The sequence below is a fragment of the Bradyrhizobium sp. 45 genome (assembly GCF_023073155.1).
Taxonomy (GTDB): Bacteria; Pseudomonadota; Alphaproteobacteria; order Rhizobiales; family Xanthobacteraceae; genus Bradyrhizobium; species Bradyrhizobium canariense_D.
In genome coordinates this window covers 84,299-106,030 of the sequence record NZ_JADPIX010000130.1, presented here as the reverse complement: position 1 = coordinate 106,030, position 21,732 = coordinate 84,299, and the positions used below count along the sequence as shown (strand labels likewise).

Genomic DNA, 21,732 nt, shown 5'->3' with positions numbered 1-21,732 from the left:
TCGAGCTTCTCTATGCGGGTTGTAAGCAGCTCAATCTGTTCAGCGAATAGGATCAGGGCAAAGCGGGCGGCGCCGGGGATCCTATTGTCTTTTTCGTCCAGGAGAAGCACCAGGAGTTTTGCGATGCTTGCCATGCCTTTTCCGGCGATAATGCCCAATTCGGCCATATGAGCACGCAGGGCGTTTGCGGTCTGGCTGCGCTGCTTCATCAGCATCTCTCGCGTTCGCAAAATCATGCTGGCTGCTTGTTGTTCGGCAGTCTTCACCGGGACGAACCGCATTGTCGGGCGGGTGACCGCCTCACAAATGGCTTCAGCATCCGCCACGTCGGTCTTGTTTCGTTTGACGTAAGGCTTCACGTAGGCTGGCGGCATCATGCGGACAGTGTGGCCCAGTGCCGCGATCTCGCGCGCCCAGTGATGGGCACTCGCACAGGCCTCCATACCTACCAAGCAAGTTGGAAGGCTCCGAAAGAAGGGCAGAACCTGCGATCGCCGCACTGTGCGACGAACCAAGACTTTCCCGTCTTCGGCGATGCCGTGAACTTGAAAGATCGACTTGGCCAAATCCAAACCCACCGTGATAATCTTCTCCATGGAACGGTCCTTCCTTTGTGGCGCCTCTCTACGCGACCACGTTAGGCACTTTTGATGCCGGTTCGAAGGGCCGTTCCACACCATCACTTTTGATGAAGTTCAAGCGCCGGCTCGTGTTGGTTTCACAAAGGAATCAATATGATGCAGCGAGCCCTACGTCCGTCGGCTCTGGTCCCTCACGGGTTTGACGTGGAAAGCGCCTTTTGTGATGGCGCTACGACCGTGATCACCGTGCGTCCCACGAGCGGGACGAGTCTCTGTCCCGGATGCGGGACCAGTTCTGGGCGGATCCATAGCCGATATCAGCGGCGCCTAACCGATCTGCCGCTTGCGGGGCGGCAGGTTCGCTTGGTGGTCGTGGCGCGCCGCTTCCGCTGCGTTACTGCTCTCTGCGGTCGGCGTATTTTCACCGAGCGCTTCGATGACGGCGCTCTAGCACCGTGGGCGCGGCGAACGACCCGGCTCGATCTGATCGTCCATCACCTTGGCCTCGCCTTGGGTGGCCGCCCAGCGGCGAGTTTTGCCCGTCGACTTATGCTGCCCGTGAGCAACGACACGTTGCTTCGGGTGGTTAGAAGGCGCGGGTGTCCACCCTTTGCTGCGCCGAGCGTTATCGGCATCGACGATTGGGCCTGGCGGCGCAATCAGCGGTATGGAACTATCATCTGCGACCTCGAGCGGCGACGACCGATCACTCTCTTACCCGACAGAGAGCCAGCCACTGCGCAGGCCTGGCTCGCGGGGCAACCACAGATCGCTGTGGTCGCGCGCGACCGCGGCGGCGGTTACGCCCTTGCTGCGGCCAAGGCACTCCCGCACGCCACCCAGGTCGCCGACCGTTGGCACCTCATGGAGAACGCCAGCCACGCCTTCCTGGATGCGGTTCGCAAATCCATGCGCCAGGTCCGCATCGCGGTCGGCTCCGCCACCATAAATCCCAACTTATTGACCGCCGCCGAGCGCATTCAATATGAGGGTTATCTTCGGCGAGAAGACACCAACGCGGCAATCCTCAAACAGGCTGAGACGGGCGTCTCCATAAAGGAGATCGTACGGCTCACCGGCCATAGCCGGGGCCTCATCCGCAGGGTATTGCGAGGTCAGCGATCCGACGTGTTCAGGGTGCGCGAAAGCTCGCTCGAGCACTACCTGCCATGGCTCGATGTTCAGTGGGCCGCTGGTCATTGTAATGGCGCCGACCTGTGGCGTTGCCTCAAGGCGCAGGGATTTAGAGGCTCGGTGCGAGTCGTTACCGAATGGGCGACACGCCGTCGGCGTGCCGAAATGCCCGATGCTCAGAGCCTGCAGCGCGTACCGTCCGCGAGAACTATCGCCCGCCTGATGACCAATGGCCGCGATACACTATCAAGGTCAGAGACCGTCACCATTGCGGCGATCGAGCAAGGCGTTCCTCTTCTGGTGGAAGCTCGAGAGATCATAGCCGCTTTCCATGCGATGATCCGCAAGAAGGCTCCCATAGAGCTTGAACCATGGTTGGAACGGGCACGCGCAAGCCTCGTCATGTCTTTCGCCAACGGCGTCATCAAGGACAAGGCCGCCGTCAGCGCAGCGATCACAACGTCCTGGTCCAACGGACAGACCGAGGGCCAGATCACCAAGCTTAAACTGGTGAAGCGCCAAATGTACGGACGCGCCAAGCTCGACTTGCTGCAGGCTCGACTAATCGGTGCCACATGACCAGTGCTGCACCAAAATTGCGTCAGAGCCGAATAAGGACCCCGTTTTCGGGGTGATCGGCATCCAACCTTTTGGATGCCGATAGTGGTGGCGCGTTTGAACGCCTCTCGGGTGGCCTGATTGGCGCGATCGAAAGTGGCGCGTGTTTCAGCAAGGGCGGCGCTGAGGGTTGACCAGGACTCTGTTCCGGCGCGGGCGAGTTCCTGGAGCTTCTTCTCGGCGGCGGCCGCATCTGCAAGAAAACGGGAGCGGGCTCCGGGCGCACACTTGAAGCTAATTAGGCCGGAGCGTTCAGAGCTGGCCAACTCGGGCGACGTGCGCCAAAGGGCCGCTGTGCTCATGCGGCGCGACGAAGTCTTCGTGCAGGAGGTTGAGGAAGCGAAAGTGGAAAAAGCCCACCAAGGTGGAGCCGAGATGCTGCGTCGCTCGCGGTCCGGCTCGGGCCCGCAACAGCTTCCTTGAGGGAACCTCGCGATTCCTGGAAGCGTTGCACTGCCATCAGTTTCGCAGATGGAGGAGCATATGGCAGCGAAGAAAAAGACCGCACGGGGACGCAAACAAGATCGCGCCCGCGTGGCTAAAGGCCAGGACTACGAAGTGCGATACGAAGCAAAGAAGACTGGCCGCTCAGCCTCGGCGGTGAAGAAGGCCGTGAAGAAGGTCGGCAACAGCCGCAAGCGGGTCGAGAAGCGTCTCGGCCGCTGAGGGCCAGGTTCGCCGCGTATTCGGGATGACGGTTCGTGGCCATCAGATCCTGCCGGAGAAGCGGGTGAAGGCGGTCAGCGTCTGCAGCCGCGGCTCGACGTCCCTTAGGTAGATCTCGGTCCGCAGAAACGTGAGCTCGTCATCGAGCGCGGACTCGCAGACGTCGACGTACCAGGACTTCGACCGCCCGTCTGTACCATCGCTCCACCGATAACCTCGCCGCTTGAGCGAATCCTTGAGCTCGAACGGCGACTGCTCCGCCCAAATACGGACCGTCTTCCTGCGCGCCGTATCGAGCAGGAGCGCGAGCGCCGGGGATCCGGTCGTCGGCAGCATAAAATCCAGGATTTCCAGCAAAGCATGGCAATCGTCGACCGCCCGGTGCGCCTGGTGAAAGAAGCCCGCCCCGTTCAGCAGGTAGCCCAACTGGGCACCCGCGAAGCCGTGTCCGCGCCAGTCGACCTCCGTCGCGCTGCAGCCCCAGGCCATGCCTTCGAAGACCGGCCAGCAACGCTCCGCGAACTTCCGGTCGAAACCACTGTTATGCGCGATCGTGATCACGGCACCTTCGACGAAGGCGTTCACGGCGGCCTCGTCGATGCTGTGACCGGCCACCATGTCGTCGGTGATGCCGGTGAGCGCCGTCACGTCGGGCGGGATCGGCGCGGACGGCTCGTTGAAGGCGGAGAACGTGTCCCTGACGCTGACAATCCTGCCGTCCGGCAAGTAGTCGAATTTGACCATGCCGAGCTCGATGACTTCGTCCCTCGCGTGATCGAGTCCGGTGGTCTCGGTGTCGAGCAGGATGCCGATCTTGGTTTCCTGTCCTGAGGCCGGCATCGACGTCGGCCGTGGCGCCAGGCGGCGGAGCACCCGGTAGTCCGTCGACCGGCTCAAGGCTTCGGCCATCGCGGCCAGGTCCGATGCGCTTTGAAACATCGCTTCTCGAGGTGAACCCACCCGATCGCTGGGTGAGGTCGCAGAATACCGGGAGCGCGGGCCAGGAGGTATCTGAAAATCGAGCAATTCACCGCCTTTTCGGAAGTGCCTGTGCAATTCGATCCTGTTGCAGGGTCGCTCCCGCAGCGTTGCGCCGCGGAGCGCGAGCGACCCTGAAGCGGGCGCCGCTGTCTACCGGATTCCTGCCAAGCGCTGCAGGGGCATATCGTCGCGCGCTGAAGCAAGCCGAACTACGGCTCGTTAATGCTGTGGCGTGTAGGTTTCGGCCATGCAATACACGGACGGCTCATTCGCCGATGTGAAGTCCATCAGTCAGCAGGCCATGTGCCGGTACTGGGCACGCACGGCCGGCGATCTGCCCTTTCCTTCGCTCGATCAGTTCAGGCCGGAAGCGCGGCTGCATGACCCAAAACAACTCGTCATCTGGAGCGTTGAGCGCCGGGGAGACGGGCATACATTTCGCGCGCTTTACCAAGGTGCCAGCGTTGGAGAGGTCTTCAATTCGAGCTGGGCCGGGAAATCGATGGAAGAGGTTCTTCCACCAGCCTTGAAGGAGTTCGGTTTAGCCGCCGCCGAGCAATGCGTGACTAGCGGTTGCGCCATCTACAGCGTGTTTTCGACCTACAACAGCGGCGGCCATACGATCGATTGTGAGCGCTTGCTCCTGCCTTTGGGAGGGGCCGGCCGTGTCGAGCAATTGGTTGGGTCACTTCAACTGATCAGCAAGGCGGGATCGTTCAACCGCGAGACCGTCATCCGACATTTCGAATGGAAAACCGACGTATCCTGCGCAATCCGCATCTACGCTTCAGCCGGTCCCCGCAGTCACCTCACATCGACGACCGAAAAGCGGGAAGCGGCTCGCTCTCCTTAGCCAGCTGCGCGCCGAACGAGTGGGGCGGATGGGGGCGGGGCATGTCCGGACGGCTAGACACCAGCCGCGTATGGTGCCGACCCCGGATTGCTACGGTCACGCTGGTGCGTGATCGTTTACGATCTGCAACTATATTGCATCCATGGATCTCCAGTACGACCCAGAGCGCGAGGCCGTCGCGGCGATGAAGCTTGCCGCCGAAGCCGATGGGCCGGAGCGGCAGAGATGGATCTCCGCCGCGTTGGCATGGCCGGAACTCACTCGTCTACGCGGGGCTGCCGACCACAACGTGCCGGAAGGCTGGCCGACACGGCGGCTCGTTACCGGTGCAAGGCGCAGCGCCTCCTCTGACCCCCTTTCAAGCCGCTAGGCTCGCGTTCAGGGCGGAATGCGATCCACACCCGCTTACGGCCTCAAATCCTCGCTGGTAGGGCCAGAACCACCGGCTGGGTACGCGAGCTTGGTTATCGGGAGGCTCCGTTGGCGGGCTCTCTTCGGCCCCTGCGGCAAGGCGGCCATGCTCCACCGTCGAGAACGACAGGGGCGTGCGCGTCAGGCCTCGCCGGGTTCGGAGAAGCTCGACGTAGGCGGCGTCGTGCGCGGCGCCGGCAGCGGCCGTTCGGTCCCTCCCGGTCCTGCGGCGCCGCCCTTGTAGTCGTACCGCTTGGCCAGATCCAGAAGACGACGCCGGGTGAACGGATCAGCCTTTTCTGCCATACCGCGGACCCGCTGGGCCAGACCTCGGTAGAACTCCTGCTCCATGACACGCCCCTCAACATCACTGCCCTGAGTTGAGTGCTCTGCGGTCGCGGAGTCAAGAAGGGCCCGCAATACTGCGTGAACGCTACCTGGATTTCATCGGCCCGCTTGAGCTTCCGATGTCGGCTGAACTAGAGTGCCATCGCAGGGGAAACAGATGACCATGCTCCATCCGGTCCGGAAGGCGTGCCCAGCGTGCGGCAAGCCGATGAAAGCTGTGCCCGACGAAGCCTCAGAAAAGCGGCCGCGGTACGTCTGCACCACTTGCAACGACGACCCTCTGCTCGATACCAACGCCCTCAAATGGGCCCACGGCCCGCTGCGGCCCCCAGAGCCATAGTTCTTCGCGTTGCGAGCGGACATCTCGTCTGCATGGAACGGGCTTGGCCTGATGCCGTTGGTGCGGCGGGCCCGCGCGAATGCAAGGCCTGCGTGGCTCCGCCCTCAAGCCCCCCAGCCCCCAAAAGGCGGGGCCACGCTCAAATCCTCTCCGTCTTTCCGCAGAAATTTTCGTCATCCATAACTTGCGTGAATCCCAGGCTGGGCGGGTTCAGGCAGGATGCTGCTTTCGCTGGGGGAGACCTCCAATGTTCGATGCTGAAACCACCGCGCTTTTGCGCGCGGTCCTCGAAGATGTGTGCGAGAGCGTGTCTTGCTACGAGACCGCTGCCCGCACCCACGTGGCCTCCATGATCCTCGAAGCCGCGAGCAAGGGCGAGACCTCGGTCGACGGGCTTAAGCAGATCGGCAGGAGTGCACTTCGCGGGGCGCCGATCGTGTGGAATTGACTGCTCTAAAGCGGAGCAGCGCGCGCCCAGCGCCGCTTGGCCTCGAACAAGCCGAGGCTTGTCGCTCGAGCTAACAGGCTCGCGTCCAAGTGCACCTGATCGACACATCGCTGCACCGGACCCGGGTAGTCCTGCTCTATCCAGGGCTCATCGGCAAAGCGAACGTCATCGATCTTCGACAGCCGAAGGCAGATCCACTTGGCCTGGACCGGACGCTTCGTGCGCGAACTCGCGTCCACGACGAGGACGAATGCGCGCTCCTCGCCGGCGGCGTGGCCCAGAATGTAGGGGCAGACCGTCTGGCACTTGCCGTCATGGCTTACCTGAACGGGCCGGCGTTCAAGCAGCGCTTGTCTGAGGATCATGAAGACTGCGCTGTGGCCTTCGCTAAGGATCTGGAAGGGCCGCTTCTGGCCGCGGCGGGGTCGGTAAGCTGCGAAGCCCGGGTTGAAGGTCGCTGCTCGCGTGATCCCCATGCGCTCCATCAGGGCAAAACTCGTCCGGTCGACGAAGGAAAAGCTCTCGTCCGGGAAGCGCGCTCCTATCTCCGAAGCCGCGGACGATGGGTTCGATCCGAACTCCGCTGTCGCGCAGCCGCTCCCAGAAGACTTCCGCCACGCCGCGACCAAATCGAGCTTTTAGAAGCTGGCACGTCTCGACCAGCACCAAGTCCGTCGTGAGGTATTGGTCGATGCTCCGGAGGATCGACTTGGCGTGCCCATTCTGAGCGTCCCGCTTGGCGGCGCGGCAAACCAGACCGAGCTGTCAACCAACGCACTCATGCGTGTCACTCCTGAACCGGGTACTGCCAAATGTCGCGCTTTGCCTCGTTGTCCTCAAGCCATTTTTGCGCGCGCTCTTTCGAGGCAAAGAGCTTGATCCAATCGGGCTCACCGACGGCTCTGGACGCTGGATCGGGCAAGCAGAGCCACACCGATCCCTCGGCTGGACCGCCTTCCACTTCGTATTCCCAAGCAACGCCCTCGGGGTCGTTGTCCTGGAGCCAGGCGTCGGCAGTACCCCTAGATGCAAATAGCTTCACCCATTCGGGATCGCCCATCGTGCGCGACTCCCCGTTCTCGTAGTCATCGAGGTAGAGCCATACGGTTCTGCCCTCGCGACGAGCTTGATCGTGCCTGCGTACCACCTCGTTCACTCTCTGCCGGTCCGATCGATCGGTTTCAGGCAGTGACACCACGGCGGCGTAGAGTTCGGCAGGAATGCTGCGCCTGTCGCCGGGAGGCTTGTAGCGCCATTCCACCCATTGATCGAATGCATCTGACATATGGCTTACCTTCTCAAGTTGGCGCGGAATGGACTGTCCATGGTGAAGGCATCCGGCGCGATCCCGCTCTCAATGCGCTTCCAGGTCACGGGCGCAGCGACCGGAAATCCCTCCCGGGCTCGCGGGGAATAGGTGCCGATGGCCGTGGTGCCGCGGCCATTGCGCAGATAATCGAGGAAGATGCGATCGCGGCGCTTTGCCTGGGCGGACAGCAGGTAGCGGTCCGGATGGCGCGCTGCGAGGGCGGAGACCAACTGATGCGCGACCCCATGCGCCTTGTCGTGCAGCACCGGCTGATCCAACGGCGCCATCAGATGAACGCCTTTGCCGCCGGTGAGCTTGGGCCAGGTCTCAAAACCCTCTCGTTTCATCAGCGTGCGCAGATCGAGCGCGGTCTCCACGACGGCATTCCAGTCGACGCCCTCGCCGGGATCGAGGTCGATCACGATGCGGTCGGCATGCTCGAAGTCTTCGACGGTCGCATTCCACGGGTGCAGCTCGATGGCCCCGATCTCGACGAGACCAAGGAAACCATCCAGGCTGTCGACCCACAGGCGCGTTCCCTCGCCACCCTCGCGCTTCTGAATCCGGAGCTGGTGCACGGCGGCCGGAATGTCCTTCGGCAGCGGCCCCTTGTGATAGAAGGTCGTGCCGTGCACGTGACGCACCAGCTTGAGCGGACGATGCCCGAGGTGCGGCAGCGCCTTCTTCCAGACCCGGCTCCAGTAGTCGGCGAGTTCTTCTTTCGATGGAGCAACGGCATCGGGCAGAAGCTGCAGGATGTTCTCTCGGGGGACGCCCAGCTTCGGCGGTCTGGCCACGAAGGGCACCAGCCGCGGCGCCTTGACCTTGCGCGCCGCGAGATCGTCACGAAAGCCCTTGAACACGGCTTCGCGAAGCAGGCCATCATCGGTCAGCGCGCCATATTGGACCTCGCCTGCAAGGGTCGGCTCGACCCAGGTCGCCTTCGGCTTTTTGACGGCCGCATCGAGCGGAGAAGTGTTGCGGATCAACGGATCAAGCCGCTCGCGTAATGCGCGCGCGGTCGTCTCGGTGTAGCCGGTACGCACCTTGCCGGAGTAGAGCAGCTTGCCATTCTGGCGTCGGCCGACGTAGAGCGAGGCGACCTTGCGCGGGCGCGCCCCAAGCTTCTCCACGAAGGCGACGATCGGAAAGGTCTCGCTCTTCTTGCATTTGAGCTTGATCCAGCTCTCCTGCCGACCCGAGCGGTACGCTTGGCCGAGCCGCTTGCCGATCAGGCCTTCCAGCCCCAGCTCGCACCCTTGTCGAAGATTACGTTGCCCTCGCCCGCAAGCGCTTCGACATAGATGAATGTCTCCGGTGCGTCCTTCAGAAGCCGCTGCAGCAGGCGCTTGCGTTCCTCGTACACGACGCCGCGCAGGTCGTACCCGTCGAGGTACAGGAGATCGAACGCGTGGTAGCGCACACGCTCGCTGCGCTTGAGGCCGAGCTCCCGCCTGAGCTGCTGGAAGTCCGGCAGGCCGCCACTGCCGTACACCACGGCCTCGCCGTCGATGATCGCACTGTTTGCCTTGAGTAGGTCGGCGCTCGCGGCGATCGAGGAGAATTGTTCGGTCCAGTCCAGGCCTGTGCGTGAATAGACCTTGGCCTCACCGTCTCGCAGGTGCAGCTGCGCGCGGTAGCCGTCGGCCTTGATCTCGTAGACCCAGTCTTCGCCGCGCGGCGGTTTCTCGCGCACCGTGGGATCACACGGCTCGATGTAACCAGGAATAGCAGCTTTGACCGCGCCGTGGACACGCGATACTCCCGAACGAGACTGACGCAACGCCACGGCACACATGGCGATTCAACGTCGTCACGCCGATTCGTTCCGTCCACGGAGTCCGCTACCGCGGGCGCGAAGTCCAGTTCCGGTCTCGGCGCTGCGCGCCGAAGCGCTCCAGAGGCAGATGACGGGACGCTGGCTACGGCCGCTGCGCCCTTTCAATCGCTGCCTTTGCTTCTGCCAAGGTGCAGCCGTTCGCGGCACGGAAAAGTGAAACTGCGCGGACCTTCTCGCCGGCTTTGAGCGCGTCCTCTATTTCCGTCGAACCACCCAGCGGTTCATAGCTCACACCGCCCTGCTTCAGTAGTAAATCGAGCTTTGCTTCACTCTTTCCAGCGTGACAAGTCGCCGCTGCAGGCCTGTCATTTTCAAGCGAAAATAGAACGCCAGCGCCACGAGCATGGCCAGCACAAAGGCGGTAGATGTAGCAATCGTTTCCATGAAGCACTCAATTTAGCGTCGGGCGATCATCCCTCCGCATACGATTCCAGATAGCCGCAGGCCGAGCACCGATAGGTCGTCACGGTAAGCGCCTTCCTGCCAAACATGAACGACTCGCGGTACGTGGCGGGCGGCACTCCCGCAAACCAGAGCAACTGCCCACGCCCCACGCTGGGAATGAAGCCCTGCTCCATGGTCCTCTCGCATCTCGGGCAAGCTTTGTGCTCTGTCATTTCGGGATCGTAGACGGACTACCGAACGTTACAAGGTCCTGAGCAGCGCGCTCCTCTCGTCTGAGCGCGGCCACCGTTCAGTGAGCCGGGGCAACATCGGTCCCGTGCTCTTCGCGGCAGCTTTTCCTAGGTCTGCCAGCACGCAGGAACGTCTCCGATTTGGCGCGGTTGCCCAGCGGGGCGGCAGAGAACGGCAACGATGCTTGAAACGGATACCTTGCTGGTTAAGTGCCCGAACTGCGGCGCCTGGCCGATGGCCGCAAACCCGCCGAAAAACCTCTTACCCGGTGTCGAGCTCGAATTCAGATGCTCGCGGTGCGCTCAGCATGAGCTCGGGCGTTTGCGGCGTCCGAGCTTATCAGGCGCAGCCGAGCGGGTGACGTGAGACCAGCAGCAAAATGGATCTACACGAACAATGGCCGCGCAACGGCCATTCACTTCGCGACTTGACCATCGCGAGCGCCGAATTTTCGGAGGAGATATCATGAAGACCATCTTTGCGGCTGTCTGCCTGCTGTCACTGGCGTTGGCCTCGCCGGTGCAAGCGAAGGGGTGCATCAAGGGCGCGATCGTCGGTGGTGTTGCCGGCCACATGGCGGGCCATGGCAAGCTCGGCGCGGTAGCGGGCTGCGCGGTGGGCCATCATGAGGCTAACAAGCAGAACGGCAACAACCCGAACAACTCGAACGCGCAAGCTCCGTCCGGGCAGAAGTAATCTATCAGGGCTCCTTCGGCCCCCGGCGAGCGCGAGCCTGACGGCGGCACTATCCAGACGACCAGCTCGGGCCGCATCGCCTGGTCGGGAGAAGGTGGGTGGCGCTCCTCAATCTCGCTCGTCCACCGAACGACCTGATCGGATGGCGGGCGGAACGCTGCCAGCGGTCGCTTGCGCGTCAGCATCAGGAGTGCCGGGCAACAGCGGCTGGGCTCATGCGCTCTTTGCGCCGGGCCAAGGGATAACCTGACCTGCCATCACCAGCCGATCGCGACCGCTTTCCTTGGCCGCATAGAGCGCCCGGTCTGCTGTCGCGACAAGGGCGTCTTCGGTGACACCCTGGATGGGGGTGTTGGTGGCGCCTCCCAGGCTGACCGTGACAAGCTTCGAAGGCGGATTCAGCGCGTGCAACATGCCTAGCTCGCGCAGCGCCTTCCGAACTCGCTCACTCACCTCGGCGCATCCGTCGGCGCCGGTGTTGGGCAGCAACAGCGCGAACTCCTCGCCGCCGTACCGAGCAGCCAGGTCGGCGGGCCTGCGAACCTGCTCAGCCAAAATCCTGCCCAGCGAGCGCAGGCAGGCATCGCCTGCCTGATGGCCGTATTGGTCGTTGAATTTCTTGAAGTGGTCCACGTCGATCAGCAGCAAGGAAAGCGGCGTTTCATCGCGCTTGGCCCGGGCCCATTCCTCGGCAAGACGTTCGTCGAAATGGCGACGGTTTGCCAGTCCGGTCAGACCATCGGAGGTGGCAAGAGTTGCCAGCTTGTCCTGCAGATCCTTTTGCTCAGTCATGTCCCGTGAGATGGCGACCACTCCGTCGATCTCGTTGCTGAGCGCGGACCGGGTGACCCGCAGCGCCGTCTCGACCCAGATCTCGGACTTCGCCCGAGTGCGAGTCCGGTAGATGATCCGCGCCTCTTCGGCTTCCCCCGTCTTGAGGGAGTTGATGGCCTGCTCCAACCGGGGACGATCCTCAGGATTGATCCCGGCAAGCGCCGGCGTGCCGAGCAGCTTGGCAGGCTCCCACCCGAGAACGCGCGTGCAGGATGGCGAGACGTAAAGGATTCGCTCGTCCAGACTGATGCGCATGACGATGTCGCTCGACTGCTCGGCCAACAGGCGAAAGTCCGCCTCCTTCGCCACCAACGCCGCCGCCATGCGTTGGCGCTGCCAGAGGTAGCGCACCAGAAAACACCCGATGAGCGCGATCGCCAGTGTGAGGCCGGAGACGATGGTCATGCGCACGGCGGCCTGCCGACGCCACGGCTCGAGAACGTCTTCCTCTGCTTTGGTCGCGACCGTCAGGATCGGATAACGGGTGCTCAACCGATAGAAACTCAGGCGTTGCCGCCCATCAAGCGGAGACTTGAAGTAGTAGACGCTGGCACTGGGTCCGTTTCCCAAATTCGAAAACAGCGGCGACTTGGAGAGGTCCCGACCCACATAGGCGCCCTGGTCGTCGCCGCTGCGCGCCAACATGATTCCGTCGGCGCTGAGCAGAGACAACGCGCCGTTTGGACCGATATCGAACTGCTTGTAGAATTCGGCGAAGTACGCGACGTCGATGCTCGTCAGCACCACACCAGCGAAACTGCCGTCCGGATGATTGAAGCGCCGAGACGCGGTGATGATCCACTGGCCGCCCGAACGGCTCTTGACAGGTCGGCCGAGCAGTGTGCCGCGGTCAGCACTCGCGCGGTGCTGCTGGAAGTAGTCGCGGTCGCTGTTGTTCAGGCCGGCCAGATCGACGTCCTCGGTGGTGGCCAGCCAGCGGCCGGTTTCGTCGTAGACGAAGATGCCGCGGATCCGCTTCCTGTTGTACTTGCGCGCCTGAAGGAAAGTCTGGATCTTGGTCACTGCGCCGGCGCTCGTTCCGCCGATCTCCATGCGATCGACCATACCGGCGAGGATGGTGTCCGCAAGTTCGAACATGTCCTCGGCGTGCTGGGTGAGCGAACTGGCCAGATTGGCCATGTCCACTTCCGCGTTTCTCAGCTCGACCTGGCGAGCTTCCCATTCCCGCCATCCGCTCAGGGTGAGGATGGCAACGCAAGCCAACGCGACAAAGCCCGCGACCCATAGCGGGACGCGGGACTTGCCCACTTCTCGGCGGCTGGTTGACATCTAGGAGGCGGCTCCGTTCGCGGCACGTTCCCACCGAGCTCTTAATGTCGGCTTGCCTGCCCGGCAGCGGCAGGCGAGGTGGTAAACGCCTCCTCTCCAAGTCGCTCACGGCCTTCGTGAGAAGCTGCGGACGGAGTGAGCGATTGGTTTGACCTCACAGAAGCGCTGCCCCTGCCGCGCTGCGCCGGAGGGGTTCTGCCGCCGAGGAATGGGGCGAAAAAGGAACGGTCCCCGCGCGCTGGGAACGCACAGGACCGGTTGACTCGACAGACGGAGGCGAAGCCGTGCGTCTTGCAGAAGCCTGCGGTTGTGGAGTTAACGATCCATATCGCAGTTCCATTCGGCGATATTGCGCAGTGGAGGATAAAAGGCTCGTCCGCACTGATGTGGCCTCCGTGTGCAGGCCAGGCCAGATTGAAGACGCCCGCTGAGTGACGGAGCGCGAGGTGCAGGGGTGCTGCCACTGCCGGCTGAGCTATGTCGCTGCGGGTCCAGGGTGGCGAAGATGTGAAGGGGCGCGACTTCCAAAGCAAGTCCGCTCGTGGGATGCTAGGTCCATGAATCTGCGCGGGCTGCTCAGAGTTGCGTTCGCGGTCTTGGTGACCGCCGGTTTGACGTTGGCGCCCTTGGCCGCGCCGGCGGCAGCCGCGCAAGCTCGCTCGGACAGCATGAGCGACATGTCCGTGTCGGCCGACATGCCCTGTTGCCCCGATGAGCAGAAGGGCAAGGACTGCCAGGACTGCCCGCTGGTTGCGATGTGCGTCCTGAAGACGGTCCAGGCGGGCCTCTCCGAGACCGCCGCCCTCCCGCTGCGGCACGCGATCCGCACCACGCACTTGGTCGCGGACGACGTAATCGGCGACGGTCTGACCCGTCCACCTCCCCACCAACCCCCTCGAACCCTGGGCTGAACGGCGCTTGACGCCGATCGCGTCCGTGCGCTTCACGCGCGCGGATGACGCACGCCGCTTCGGCGGCGCATTTGGGACATTCGAGGACCAGAAAATGAAGACCTCTACCATCGCGCGCGCCGTCGAGGCGGCGTTGATCGCTGCCGCAGTCGCAGGCACAAGCACGGCCGCACTGGCCGATATCAAGGACTACAAGTTCGAGCTCGTCGATCAGTCGGTCCAGGCCGGGCCCGACAAGGTCATCACCGTCAAGCTCGTGAACACAAAGAACGGCAAGCCTGTGCCCGATGCCGTGATCTTCGCCAGCCGTCTGGACATGGCTCCGGACGGGATGCAGGAGATGGCGACCAAGGTCACGCCCATGCCGGGAACGGAGCCGGGCACCTACCGCTTCAAGGCGACCTTCGGCATGGCGGGGCGGTGGCAGCTTTCGCTCGGAGCCAAAGTCCAGGGCGAGACCGGCACCGTCGAGAACAAGCTCGTCATCACGGCGCAGAAGTGACCCGCCCGGTCGCAGCAAGCCTGGCCGCCGCGCTGATCGCGGCGGCCGGGATCGCATTCGCCGTCGCCGGTCCACACCGGCCGACGGCGCGACCCGCCGCGATAATCGGCCCTGCTGCGGCCGAGGAGAGCGGCGCCCCGATCTACTACCAGGATCCGGACGGCAAGCCGTCGTACTCGCTTGTGCCGAGAAAGACACCGGATGGCCGCGACTACCGCGCGGTGCCCGCCGCCGCCGATGTCAGCTTCGACGATGATCAGGCGACCGCCCCGACGACTACAAGGGCCGGCGTCTCCGGAGAGCGCAAGATCAAATACTACCGCAATCCCATGGGCCTGCCGGACACCTCGCCGACGCCGAAGAAGGATTCGATGGGGATGGACTACATCCCCGTCTACGAGGGCGACGACAGCGACGACGGCTCGATCAAACTCTCGCCCGGCAAGATCCAGCGGACCGGCGTCAAGTCGGAGCCCGCCGCGATGCGCGTGGTCCGGACCGTCGTCAGGGCACCGGGCACGATCGCGTTGGACGAGCGCCGGATCTCTGTCGTCGCCATGCGGGCGGAAAGCTTCATCCTGAAGGTGGCCGACGTCACGACCGGATCTCACGTGATCAGGGGGCAGCCGCTGATGGAGGTCTACAGCCCATCCGTGTCCTCTGCCGCCGCCGAGTACCTCACCACCATCACCTCGAAGACGACCAGCGGCGACGTTCAGTATGGCCGTGGATCGCGCCAGCGCCTGATGAACCTGGACGTGCCCGATGCTGCGATCTCGGCGATCGAGAAGAGCCGGACCGTGCCGACGTCGATCGGATGGACTTCGCCGCGCGACGGCATCGTGCTGGAGCGCAACGCCATCGAGGGCATGCGCGTCGAGCCTGGCGGCGTCCTGTTCCGGATCGCTGACCACTCGATAGTGTGGGCCCTGATCGATATCGCCGAACGCGACCTCGGCATGATCACCAAGGGCCAGCCGGTCACGGTCAAGGCGCGAAGCTTTCCGGGACGGGAGTTCACGGGGAAGGTCGAGGTGATCTACCCGGAGATCAACAAGGAGACCCGGACCGCGCGCGTCCGGATCGAACTGCAGAATCCGGACCTGATCCTGCTGCACGACATGTACGTCGACGCGAACATCGACACCGGCAGCGGCGAGGCCGTCCTCGCGGTGCCGGAGAGCGCGGTCATGGATACCGGCAGCCGGCAGGCCGTGTTCGTCGACAGGGGACAGGGTCGGCTTGAGCCGCGCGAGGTCAAGCTCGGCCAGCGCGGCGGCGGCCTCGTGGAGGTCCGGCAGGGCCTCGCGGAGGGCGACGCCGTCGTGGTCTCGGCGAACTTCCTGATCGATGCCGAAAGCAACCTGAAGGCCGCCTTGAAAGGCTTTGCCGCGGGCGCGCAGCAATGATCGCGCGTCTCATCGCTTGGTCCGCCCGCAACCTGCTGCTGGTCCTGTTCGGGACCGGCTTCGCCGCGGCGGCGGGGCTCTACGCGCTTCTGCATCTGCCGCTCGACGCCATCCCGGATCTCTCGGACACCCAGGTCATCGTCTACACCGAGTACCCCGGCCAGGCCCCGCAGGTGATCGAGGACCAGGTCACCTATCCGTTGACCACGGCGATGCTGACCGTGCCCAAATCGAAGGTCGTGCGCGGCTTCTCTTTCTTCGGCGTCTCGTTCGTCTACGTCATCTTCGAGGACGGCACCGACATCTACTGGGCGCGCTCGCGCGTGCTGGAATTCCTCAACGGCGCGAGCCCGCGCCTGCCCGCCGGCGTCACACCGACGATCGGTCCCGACGCGACCGGCGTCGGCTGGGTCTACCAATACGCGGTGATCTCGAAGGAACTGAACCTCGCCGACACCCGCACCATCCAGGACTGGAATCTGAAGTTCGCGCTGGCCAAGGCCGAGGGGGTCGCCGAGGTCGCGAGCGTCGGCGGCTTCGTCAAGCAGTACAACGTGATCCTCGATCCGCAGCGGATGCGCGACCGCGGCATCACCATGCAGAAGATGCGTGACGCCATCCGCGCCAGCAACGCCGACGTCGGCGGCCGGACCGTCGAACTGTCCGAGTTCGAGTACGTCATCCGCGGCAAGGGCTACATCAAGTCGATCAACGACCTCGGCGACATCGTGCTGCAGACGAGCAACGGGACGCCGGTGCTGCTGCGCGACGTCGCGCGGGTCGAACTGGGCCCCGACGAGCGGCGCGGCATCACGGAGCTGAACGGCGAGGGCGAGGTCGCCAGCGGCATCGTGCTACAGCGCTTCGGCGTCAATGCGCTGGAGGTCATCCAGAACGTCAAGAAGCGCTTCCGGGAGATCGCCTCCAGCCTTCCGAAGTCGGTCGAGATCGTGCCGGTCTACGATCGCTCCAACCTGATCTATGCGGCCATCGACACGCTCGAGCACACGCTGTTCGAGGAAAGCATCGTGGTCGCACTGGTCTGCATCGTGTTCCTGCTGCACGTCCGTAGCGCCCTTGTCGCGATCCTGATGCTGCCCATCGGGGTCTTGATGGCGTTCGGCGCCATGAAGCTGCTCGGGCTCGGCTCCAACATCATGAGCCTCGGCGGGATCGCGATCGCGATCGGCGCCATGGTCGATGCGGCCATCGTCATGATCGAGAATGCCCACAAGCACCTCGAACGGGCGGAGCCCGGAAGGTCGAGGATCGACGTCCTGATCGCTGCCGCCTCGGAGGTGGGGCCTGCACTTTTCTTCAGCCTGCTGATCATCACGGTGTCGTTCATGCCGATCTTCACGCTGGAATCGCAGGAGGGGCGGCTGTTCAGCCCGTTGGCGTTCACCAAGACGTTCTCGATGGCGGCGGCCGCGCTCCTGTCCGTGACGTTGGTGCCGGCTCTCATGGTGATTTTCGTGCGCGGGCGGATCGTTCCGGAGCACCGGAATCCCATCAACCGCGTCCTGATCTGGATCTATCGCCCCGTGATCAAGGGCGTGATGCGCGCCAAGACGTTGGTGATCGTGCTCGCGCTCGCCGTTCTGGCCGTGAGCATCTGGCCGGCGCGGCAGCTCGGCACCGAGTTCATGCCGACCCTCAACGAAGGCACGCTGCTCTACATGCCGACCACGCTGCCGGGCATCTCGGTCACGAAGGCCGCCGAACTGATGCAGAGCCAGGACCGGATCATCCGATCGTTTCCGGAGGTCGCCTCGGTGTACGGCAAGGCGGGTCGTGCGGCGACCGCGACCGACCCGGCCCCCTCCGAGATGTTCGAGACGATCGTCAACCTCAAGCCCAAGGAGGAGTGGCGGCCCGGCATGACCATCGATGGACTGATCGCCGAAATGGACAAGGCACTGCAGTTTCCTGGGGTCTCGAACGCCTGGACCATGCCGATCAAGGCCCGCATCGACATGCTGTCGACGGGCATACGAACGCCGATCGGCGTCAAGGTGATCGGAACCGACCTGGTCGAGATCGATAAGCTCGCCAAGCAGATCGAGCAGGTCCTCAAGGCCGTGCCGGGCACCTCATCGGCCTACGCCGAGCGTGGCATCGGCGGCTACTATCTGGAGGTTACCCCGGACCGTGCCGCGCTGGCGCGTTACGGCATCATGGTCCAGGACGTTCAGGACACGATCGCGACTGCGCTCGGCGGCCAAACCGTGACCACGACCGTGGAAGGGCGGCAGCGCTTTACCGTCAATATGCGCTATCCGCGCGATCTGCGCGACAATCCACAGGCCATCGCCAACGATGTGCTGGTGCCGATGCCCGCCGGCGGTGCGGTGCCGCTCGGCGAGGTCGCGAAGGTCGCGCCGGCGCGCGGGCCGACCTCGATCAGGACCGAGAACGGGCAGCTCGCGACCTACATCTACGTCGACATCCGCGATCGCGACCTCGGGGGCTACGTCGCGGACGCCAAAGCCTCTGTGCAGGCCAGCATCAAGTTTCCGCCGGGCTACTACGTGATGTGGAGTGGTCAATACGAATACCTCGAGCGGGCCACCGCGCGGCTGAAGATCGTGGTGCCTGTGACGCTGGTGATCATCTTCCTGCTGCTGTACCTGAACTTCCGCTCGATCACCGAGACGATGATCGTGATGCTGTCGCTGCCCTTCGCGCTGGTCGGCGGGCTTTGGCTGATGTGGTGGCTGGGCTTCAATCTGTCGGTCGCGGTGGCCGTAGGATTCATCGCGCTCGCCGGCGTGGCCGCCGAAACAGGCGTCGTCATGCTCATCTATCTCAACCAGGCGCTCGCGGAGACTGCGGAGAGACGTGCCGCCCAGGGGCGGGCCGTGACCCGCGGCGATCTGTACGACGCCATCATGGAAGGCGCGGTGGAGCGCGTGCGGCCCAAGATGATGACGGTGGTCGCGATCATGGCGGGCCTGCTGCCCATCATGTGGAGCACCGGGACCGGCTCCGAAATCATGCAGCGCATCGCGGTGCCGATGATCGGCGGAATGATCTCATCCACGCTGCTGACGTTGATCGTGATCCCGGCGATCTTTGGGCTCGTCAAAGGCTTCCGCTTGCCTCCCGAGGACAACACCAAGGGACAAGCGCCGGAAGTGACGAAGCCCACCGTATTGCGTTTGCTGGAGCCTGCTGGGTGAGGTGAGGCATGATGCACGACACAATGTCAGGGTTGAGCGGCACGATGGGGTTCACGTTCGCCCTGGTCGTGATCGTTCTGGTTTTGAGGGCTGCAGCGCTGGACGGGATTCCAGCCTGGAGGATCGGAGCATGACCGGCCTCAATCCACGCAGAGCTCTCATCGTGACTGGCCTTGCTAAGAAGTTCGTACTCTGATCGCTTTACGACATCAGATCACGAACAGCATGCTCCCTTCATTTGAATCGGAGGGCATGGAACAGTCCGTAGGAACAAAAGGCGCAGCAGTCGCCCGGCTTGGGCTTGAGGCGAAGGCCACACCCCTCGCAGTCGTAAAAGAACTGGCAGGCATCCGTCGGCATGGTTTCGGTCTTTTGATGAGCACACGCCGGGCACGTGAGGGTCGATTGCAAATTCATGAATTCCTCTTGCCTGCAGTCTTCCGAAATCCCTGGGGCCGCCCCCCCTCCCCGACGGGCGCGAACTGTCCGGCCGTCCCGCGAGAAGACCAACTCCGCCCGCACTGGGCCGGTCGGTGGCGAAGGGGGTATTGTGCAGCCCGCGGAGCATAGCCGATTGAGGAGACGAAATCCTCTATTCTTCGGCCAAAGCAGCTACTATTGGCCCAGTATCGCCAACGCGTCCACCGCGCCGTCGTCTTCGCCCTTCTCGAAGTCCGCGCCCGTTTGAGCCATCGTGTTCGTCACGTGAGCGACGCAGAGAACCTTGCTGTCGCTGGCGGCGGCGAAGGCGTACAGCGCGGCCGCTTCCATCTCGACGGCAAGTATCCCCCGGTCCGCGGCTGCTTGAACGGCCTGGCTGGTCTCGCGGAACGGGGCATCCGTGGTCCAGCTTGCGCCCATGATCGTTCGCGGTCCGCCGATTCTGATTGCTTCGGTTGCGGCCTCCAGCAGGCGAGGACAAGCGCTGGCGTACTCCGAAGGCGGAGCGTAGTGGTAGCTCGTTCCTTCGTCGCGCAGCGCCCGCTCGATGATGATGAAGTACGGCGGTTCACCGGCGTCGACGATCTGCCCAGCGGACGTCAAGCTGATCAGGAGGCGACAGCCGCTGGCGAACAGCTCCTCGGCGACCAGAACGGCGAAAGAGGCCCCCACGGCCCGTCCGACGATGCCGACCTCCCTTCCGGCAAGCGAGAACACATCGAGCTCGGTGTGATAGCATGGCCAGCCTCCGAAGGGCTTTGCGCGCCCGGTCCGGCGGAGATGGCGCACGAGATCGCCGTCCGGATCGAGCAGGCAAACGGATGGGACGCCGACCGCCTCGATGTTCTTCTGTCGGCGTGCTTCCCGCATCAAGGCAGCCGGCGTGAAGACGGAAGGAGCCGAGAGGTCCTTGTTCTCAAGGATCGGGGAGATCGCCATCTATGCATCTCGAATCGATGGAGGGATGGAAGCCATGAACGACCTCGACCGCCAGGCTCATTGGATGGCCGTCCGAAATATTCTCCAGCACAATTATCCCCCCGAGGCGGTCAACGATGCGTTTTACGATCGAGAGGCCCAGCCCGATACCATCTTCAGCCGGTCGGCTGCCGCGGAAGAACGGCTCGAATATCCGATCGATGTCGCCGGACGGGGTGCCTGGTCCGGTATCTTCGATCTGCACCACCTTCCTTGCCCGCGCGGTAGACCCCAATGTCGACCCGTCCGCCGTGCGGCGTGAAGCGCACGGCATTGTCGAGCAGGTTGCGTATCATCGTCGCGACCATCATGGGCTCGCCCTTGATCGCGACTGGTTCAATCAACTGGAAGCCAAGATCTATTCCCTTGCGCGCCGCCTCTGGCACCAGATCCGCCACCAAATCCTTCACGGTGCGGTCTAGCGGGACCACGGTGGCTTCACCGTTCGGGCCGGCCTCATGTCGCGCCAGCGCGAGCAGTTGCTCAAGAAGATGCTTGCTGCGGCGTATGCCCTGCTTGAGCGCGCCGAGGCGTTCGCGCGCGCTTGCTCGGGAAGATCGGCCGGATGCCGCTTCGCAGTTTTTCGGATCATGCTCTAGCCCAGCGAGTTGATGATTTCCCGATAGGCGGCTTCGGGAAACGCCTTCAACGTGCGCGTCCGGACGTTTCCCAGCATCCCCAGTTGCAGGCTAAAGCGAGCCGCAACAGCGTCGTCCGGAGCTTCGAGGATCACGACCATGTCAAAGTCACCCATGGTCAGGTAGAATGATTTGATCTCGCCGCTCATATCCTTGAGAGCCTTCTTCGCAGCGTCCAGACGGCGTGGCGAGTCCTTCGCCTTCTGGATGCCTTGCTCGGTCCAATTTGCAAGCATGACATAGGTGGTCATTGCCGTCCTCCTTCTGGCACGAAAGCAAGGCTACGCCGTCGGGGCGAAAAACAAGACCCGGAGCAGATGCGTGTAGTCGGATTCGAACACCATGATCGCCACGAATACCAACACTAGGACCGGCGGCAGCAGGATCGCGTAGGCCAAAGCCAGCCGCTCCCAGGCCATGTGCATGAAGACCGCAACAATCAGGCCAGCCTTCAACATCATGAATAGCAGGATGAGCGACCATCGGAAATGGCCGTGGAGGCCAAAATAGTCGACGAGATAGGAGCAGGTGCTCAGAACGAACAACCATCCCCAGACCACGAGATAAAGCTTGATCGGATGCTGCTGGCCCTTTGTGTGGGTGGCTCCTGATGCAGATGCGTCATGCACGGGGGCTTGCAGCGAGTGTTGCTGCGCTTCCAGATGTACCCCAACGTTTGTCATGCT

Annotated in this window: 21 protein-coding genes and 2 pseudogenes; 10 read left to right on the top strand and 13 right to left on the bottom strand. The window is 63.3% G+C overall.

The window, feature by feature from the left end; translation table 11 throughout:
- The coding region (locus IVB42_RS29235; RefSeq protein ID WP_247471602.1) for an IS110 family transposase at positions 1-596 on the bottom strand (596 nt) is incomplete at its 3' end.
- A gap of 141 nt (positions 597-737) precedes the next feature.
- Between IVB42_RS29235 and IVB42_RS29230 the strand changes: the two genes are divergently transcribed.
- Together IVB42_RS29230 and IVB42_RS29225 are read left to right on the top strand one after the other, a co-directional pair.
- Positions 738-2,294 carry an ISL3 family transposase gene (locus IVB42_RS29230; protein ID WP_247440347.1) on the top strand — a complete coding sequence of 519 codons (1,557 nt, stop codon included), beginning with the start codon at positions 738-740 and terminating at the stop codon, positions 2,292-2,294.
- 522 nt (positions 2,295-2,816) lie between these two features.
- Positions 2,817-2,999, top strand: a complete 183-nt coding sequence (locus IVB42_RS29225; RefSeq protein ID WP_085352473.1) for a DUF3606 domain-containing protein — start codon at positions 2,817-2,819, stop codon at positions 2,997-2,999.
- 42 nt (positions 3,000-3,041) lie between these two features.
- On the opposite strand, the gene IVB42_RS29220 is transcribed toward IVB42_RS29225, so the two are convergent.
- Positions 3,042-3,938, bottom strand: a complete 897-nt coding sequence (locus IVB42_RS29220; protein ID WP_256470557.1) for a 3'-5' exonuclease — start codon at positions 3,936-3,938, stop codon at positions 3,042-3,044.
- A 289-nt stretch (positions 3,939-4,227) separates the two neighbouring features.
- Between IVB42_RS29220 and IVB42_RS29215 the strand changes: the two genes are divergently transcribed.
- Positions 4,228-4,833, top strand: coding sequence for a hypothetical protein (locus IVB42_RS29215; protein WP_247471598.1), 606 nt, complete (start codon positions 4,228-4,230; stop codon positions 4,831-4,833).
- A 552-nt stretch (positions 4,834-5,385) separates the two neighbouring features.
- On the opposite strand, the gene IVB42_RS29210 is transcribed toward IVB42_RS29215, so the two are convergent.
- Positions 5,386-5,595 (bottom strand): hypothetical protein, encoded by a 210-nt coding sequence (locus IVB42_RS29210; RefSeq protein WP_247471595.1) that lies wholly within the window; start codon positions 5,593-5,595, stop codon positions 5,386-5,388.
- Between the two features lie 584 nt (positions 5,596-6,179).
- On the opposite strand from IVB42_RS29210, the gene IVB42_RS29205 reads away from it, so the two are divergent.
- The gene (locus IVB42_RS29205) at positions 6,180-6,380 is read left to right on the top strand and encodes a hypothetical protein (protein WP_018456175.1); all 201 of its coding nucleotides are present in this window, start codon (positions 6,180-6,182) and stop codon (positions 6,378-6,380) included.
- 5 nt (positions 6,381-6,385) lie between these two features.
- Here IVB42_RS29205 and IVB42_RS29200 read toward each other — a convergent pair whose 3' ends face one another.
- The 4 genes and pseudogenes from IVB42_RS29200 to IVB42_RS29185 form a co-directional block, all read right to left on the bottom strand.
- Positions 6,386-6,865, bottom strand: coding sequence for a hypothetical protein (locus tag IVB42_RS29200; RefSeq protein ID WP_247471591.1), 480 nt, complete (start codon positions 6,863-6,865; stop codon positions 6,386-6,388).
- Between the two features lie 302 nt (positions 6,866-7,167).
- A complete protein-coding gene (locus tag IVB42_RS29195; RefSeq protein ID WP_247471588.1) occupies positions 7,168-7,665 on the bottom strand; it encodes a hypothetical protein in 498 nt (165 codons plus the stop codon).
- 5 nt (positions 7,666-7,670) lie between these two features.
- Positions 7,671-9,487, bottom strand: a pseudogene (gene ligD, locus IVB42_RS29190) (DNA ligase D).
- Positions 9,488-9,772: 285 nt separating this feature from the next.
- Positions 9,773-9,913 carry a hypothetical protein gene (locus tag IVB42_RS29185; protein ID WP_247471585.1) on the bottom strand — a complete coding sequence of 47 codons (141 nt, stop codon included), beginning with the start codon at positions 9,911-9,913 and terminating at the stop codon, positions 9,773-9,775.
- Between the two features lie 717 nt (positions 9,914-10,630).
- Between IVB42_RS29185 and IVB42_RS29180 the strand changes: the two genes are divergently transcribed.
- Positions 10,631-10,861, top strand: coding sequence for a hypothetical protein (locus tag IVB42_RS29180; protein WP_018455636.1), 231 nt, complete (start codon positions 10,631-10,633; stop codon positions 10,859-10,861).
- Between the two features lie 213 nt (positions 10,862-11,074).
- Here IVB42_RS29180 and IVB42_RS29175 read toward each other — a convergent pair whose 3' ends face one another.
- Positions 11,075-12,985: a diguanylate cyclase gene (locus tag IVB42_RS29175; protein ID WP_247471580.1), complete on the bottom strand. Its 1,911-nt coding sequence runs from the start codon at positions 12,983-12,985 to the stop codon at positions 11,075-11,077.
- 557 nt (positions 12,986-13,542) lie between these two features.
- Between IVB42_RS29175 and IVB42_RS29170 the strand changes: the two genes are divergently transcribed.
- The 4 genes from IVB42_RS29170 (at position 13,543) to IVB42_RS29155 (ending at position 18,989) form a co-directional block, all read left to right on the top strand.
- Complete coding sequence (locus tag IVB42_RS29170) at positions 13,543-13,896, top strand: hypothetical protein (RefSeq protein WP_247471578.1); 354 nt, start codon at positions 13,543-13,545, stop codon at positions 13,894-13,896.
- A gap of 94 nt (positions 13,897-13,990) precedes the next feature.
- Positions 13,991-14,398 (top strand): FixH family protein, encoded by a 408-nt coding sequence (locus tag IVB42_RS29165; protein ID WP_247471576.1) that lies wholly within the window; start codon positions 13,991-13,993, stop codon positions 14,396-14,398.
- Positions 14,395-15,807 carry an efflux RND transporter periplasmic adaptor subunit gene (locus IVB42_RS29160; protein ID WP_247471574.1) on the top strand — a complete coding sequence of 471 codons (1,413 nt, stop codon included), beginning with the start codon at positions 14,395-14,397 and terminating at the stop codon, positions 15,805-15,807. Before IVB42_RS29165 ends, IVB42_RS29160 begins: the two co-directional genes overlap by 4 nt.
- Positions 15,804-18,989 carry an efflux RND transporter permease subunit gene (locus IVB42_RS29155; RefSeq protein WP_247471572.1) on the top strand — a complete coding sequence of 1,062 codons (3,186 nt, stop codon included), beginning with the start codon at positions 15,804-15,806 and terminating at the stop codon, positions 18,987-18,989. Before IVB42_RS29160 ends, IVB42_RS29155 begins: the two co-directional genes overlap by 4 nt.
- Positions 18,990-19,203: 214 nt before the next feature.
- On the opposite strand, the pseudogene IVB42_RS29150 reads toward IVB42_RS29155, so the two are convergent.
- The 3 genes and pseudogenes from IVB42_RS29150 to IVB42_RS29140 all read right to left on the bottom strand — a co-directional run bounded on the left by IVB42_RS29150 (position 19,204) and on the right by IVB42_RS29140 (position 20,818).
- Positions 19,204-19,406: pseudogene (locus IVB42_RS29150) on the bottom strand (GDCCVxC domain-containing (seleno)protein).
- Positions 19,407-19,604: 198 nt separating this feature from the next.
- Complete coding sequence (locus tag IVB42_RS29145) at positions 19,605-20,369, bottom strand: nucleoside phosphorylase (protein ID WP_247471570.1); 765 nt, start codon at positions 20,367-20,369, stop codon at positions 19,605-19,607.
- Positions 20,370-20,524: 155 nt separating this feature from the next.
- Complete coding sequence (locus tag IVB42_RS29140) at positions 20,525-20,818, bottom strand: hypothetical protein (protein WP_247471568.1); 294 nt, start codon at positions 20,816-20,818, stop codon at positions 20,525-20,527.
- Between the two features lie 48 nt (positions 20,819-20,866).
- Between IVB42_RS29140 and IVB42_RS29135 the strand changes: the two genes are divergently transcribed.
- Positions 20,867-21,007 (top strand): hypothetical protein, encoded by a 141-nt coding sequence (locus IVB42_RS29135; protein ID WP_247372121.1) that lies wholly within the window; start codon positions 20,867-20,869, stop codon positions 21,005-21,007.
- On the opposite strand, the gene IVB42_RS29130 is transcribed toward IVB42_RS29135, so the two are convergent.
- Positions 21,004-21,297 (bottom strand): GYD domain-containing protein, encoded by a 294-nt coding sequence (locus IVB42_RS29130; RefSeq protein WP_247372119.1) that lies wholly within the window; start codon positions 21,295-21,297, stop codon positions 21,004-21,006. The two genes, IVB42_RS29135 and IVB42_RS29130, sit on opposite strands and share 4 nt — an antisense overlap.
- Positions 21,298-21,327: 30 nt before the next feature.
- A complete protein-coding gene (locus IVB42_RS29125) occupies positions 21,328-21,729 on the bottom strand; it encodes a cytochrome C oxidase subunit IV family protein (RefSeq protein WP_247471565.1) in 402 nt (133 codons plus the stop codon).
- Positions 21,730-21,732: the final 3 nt, after the last annotated feature.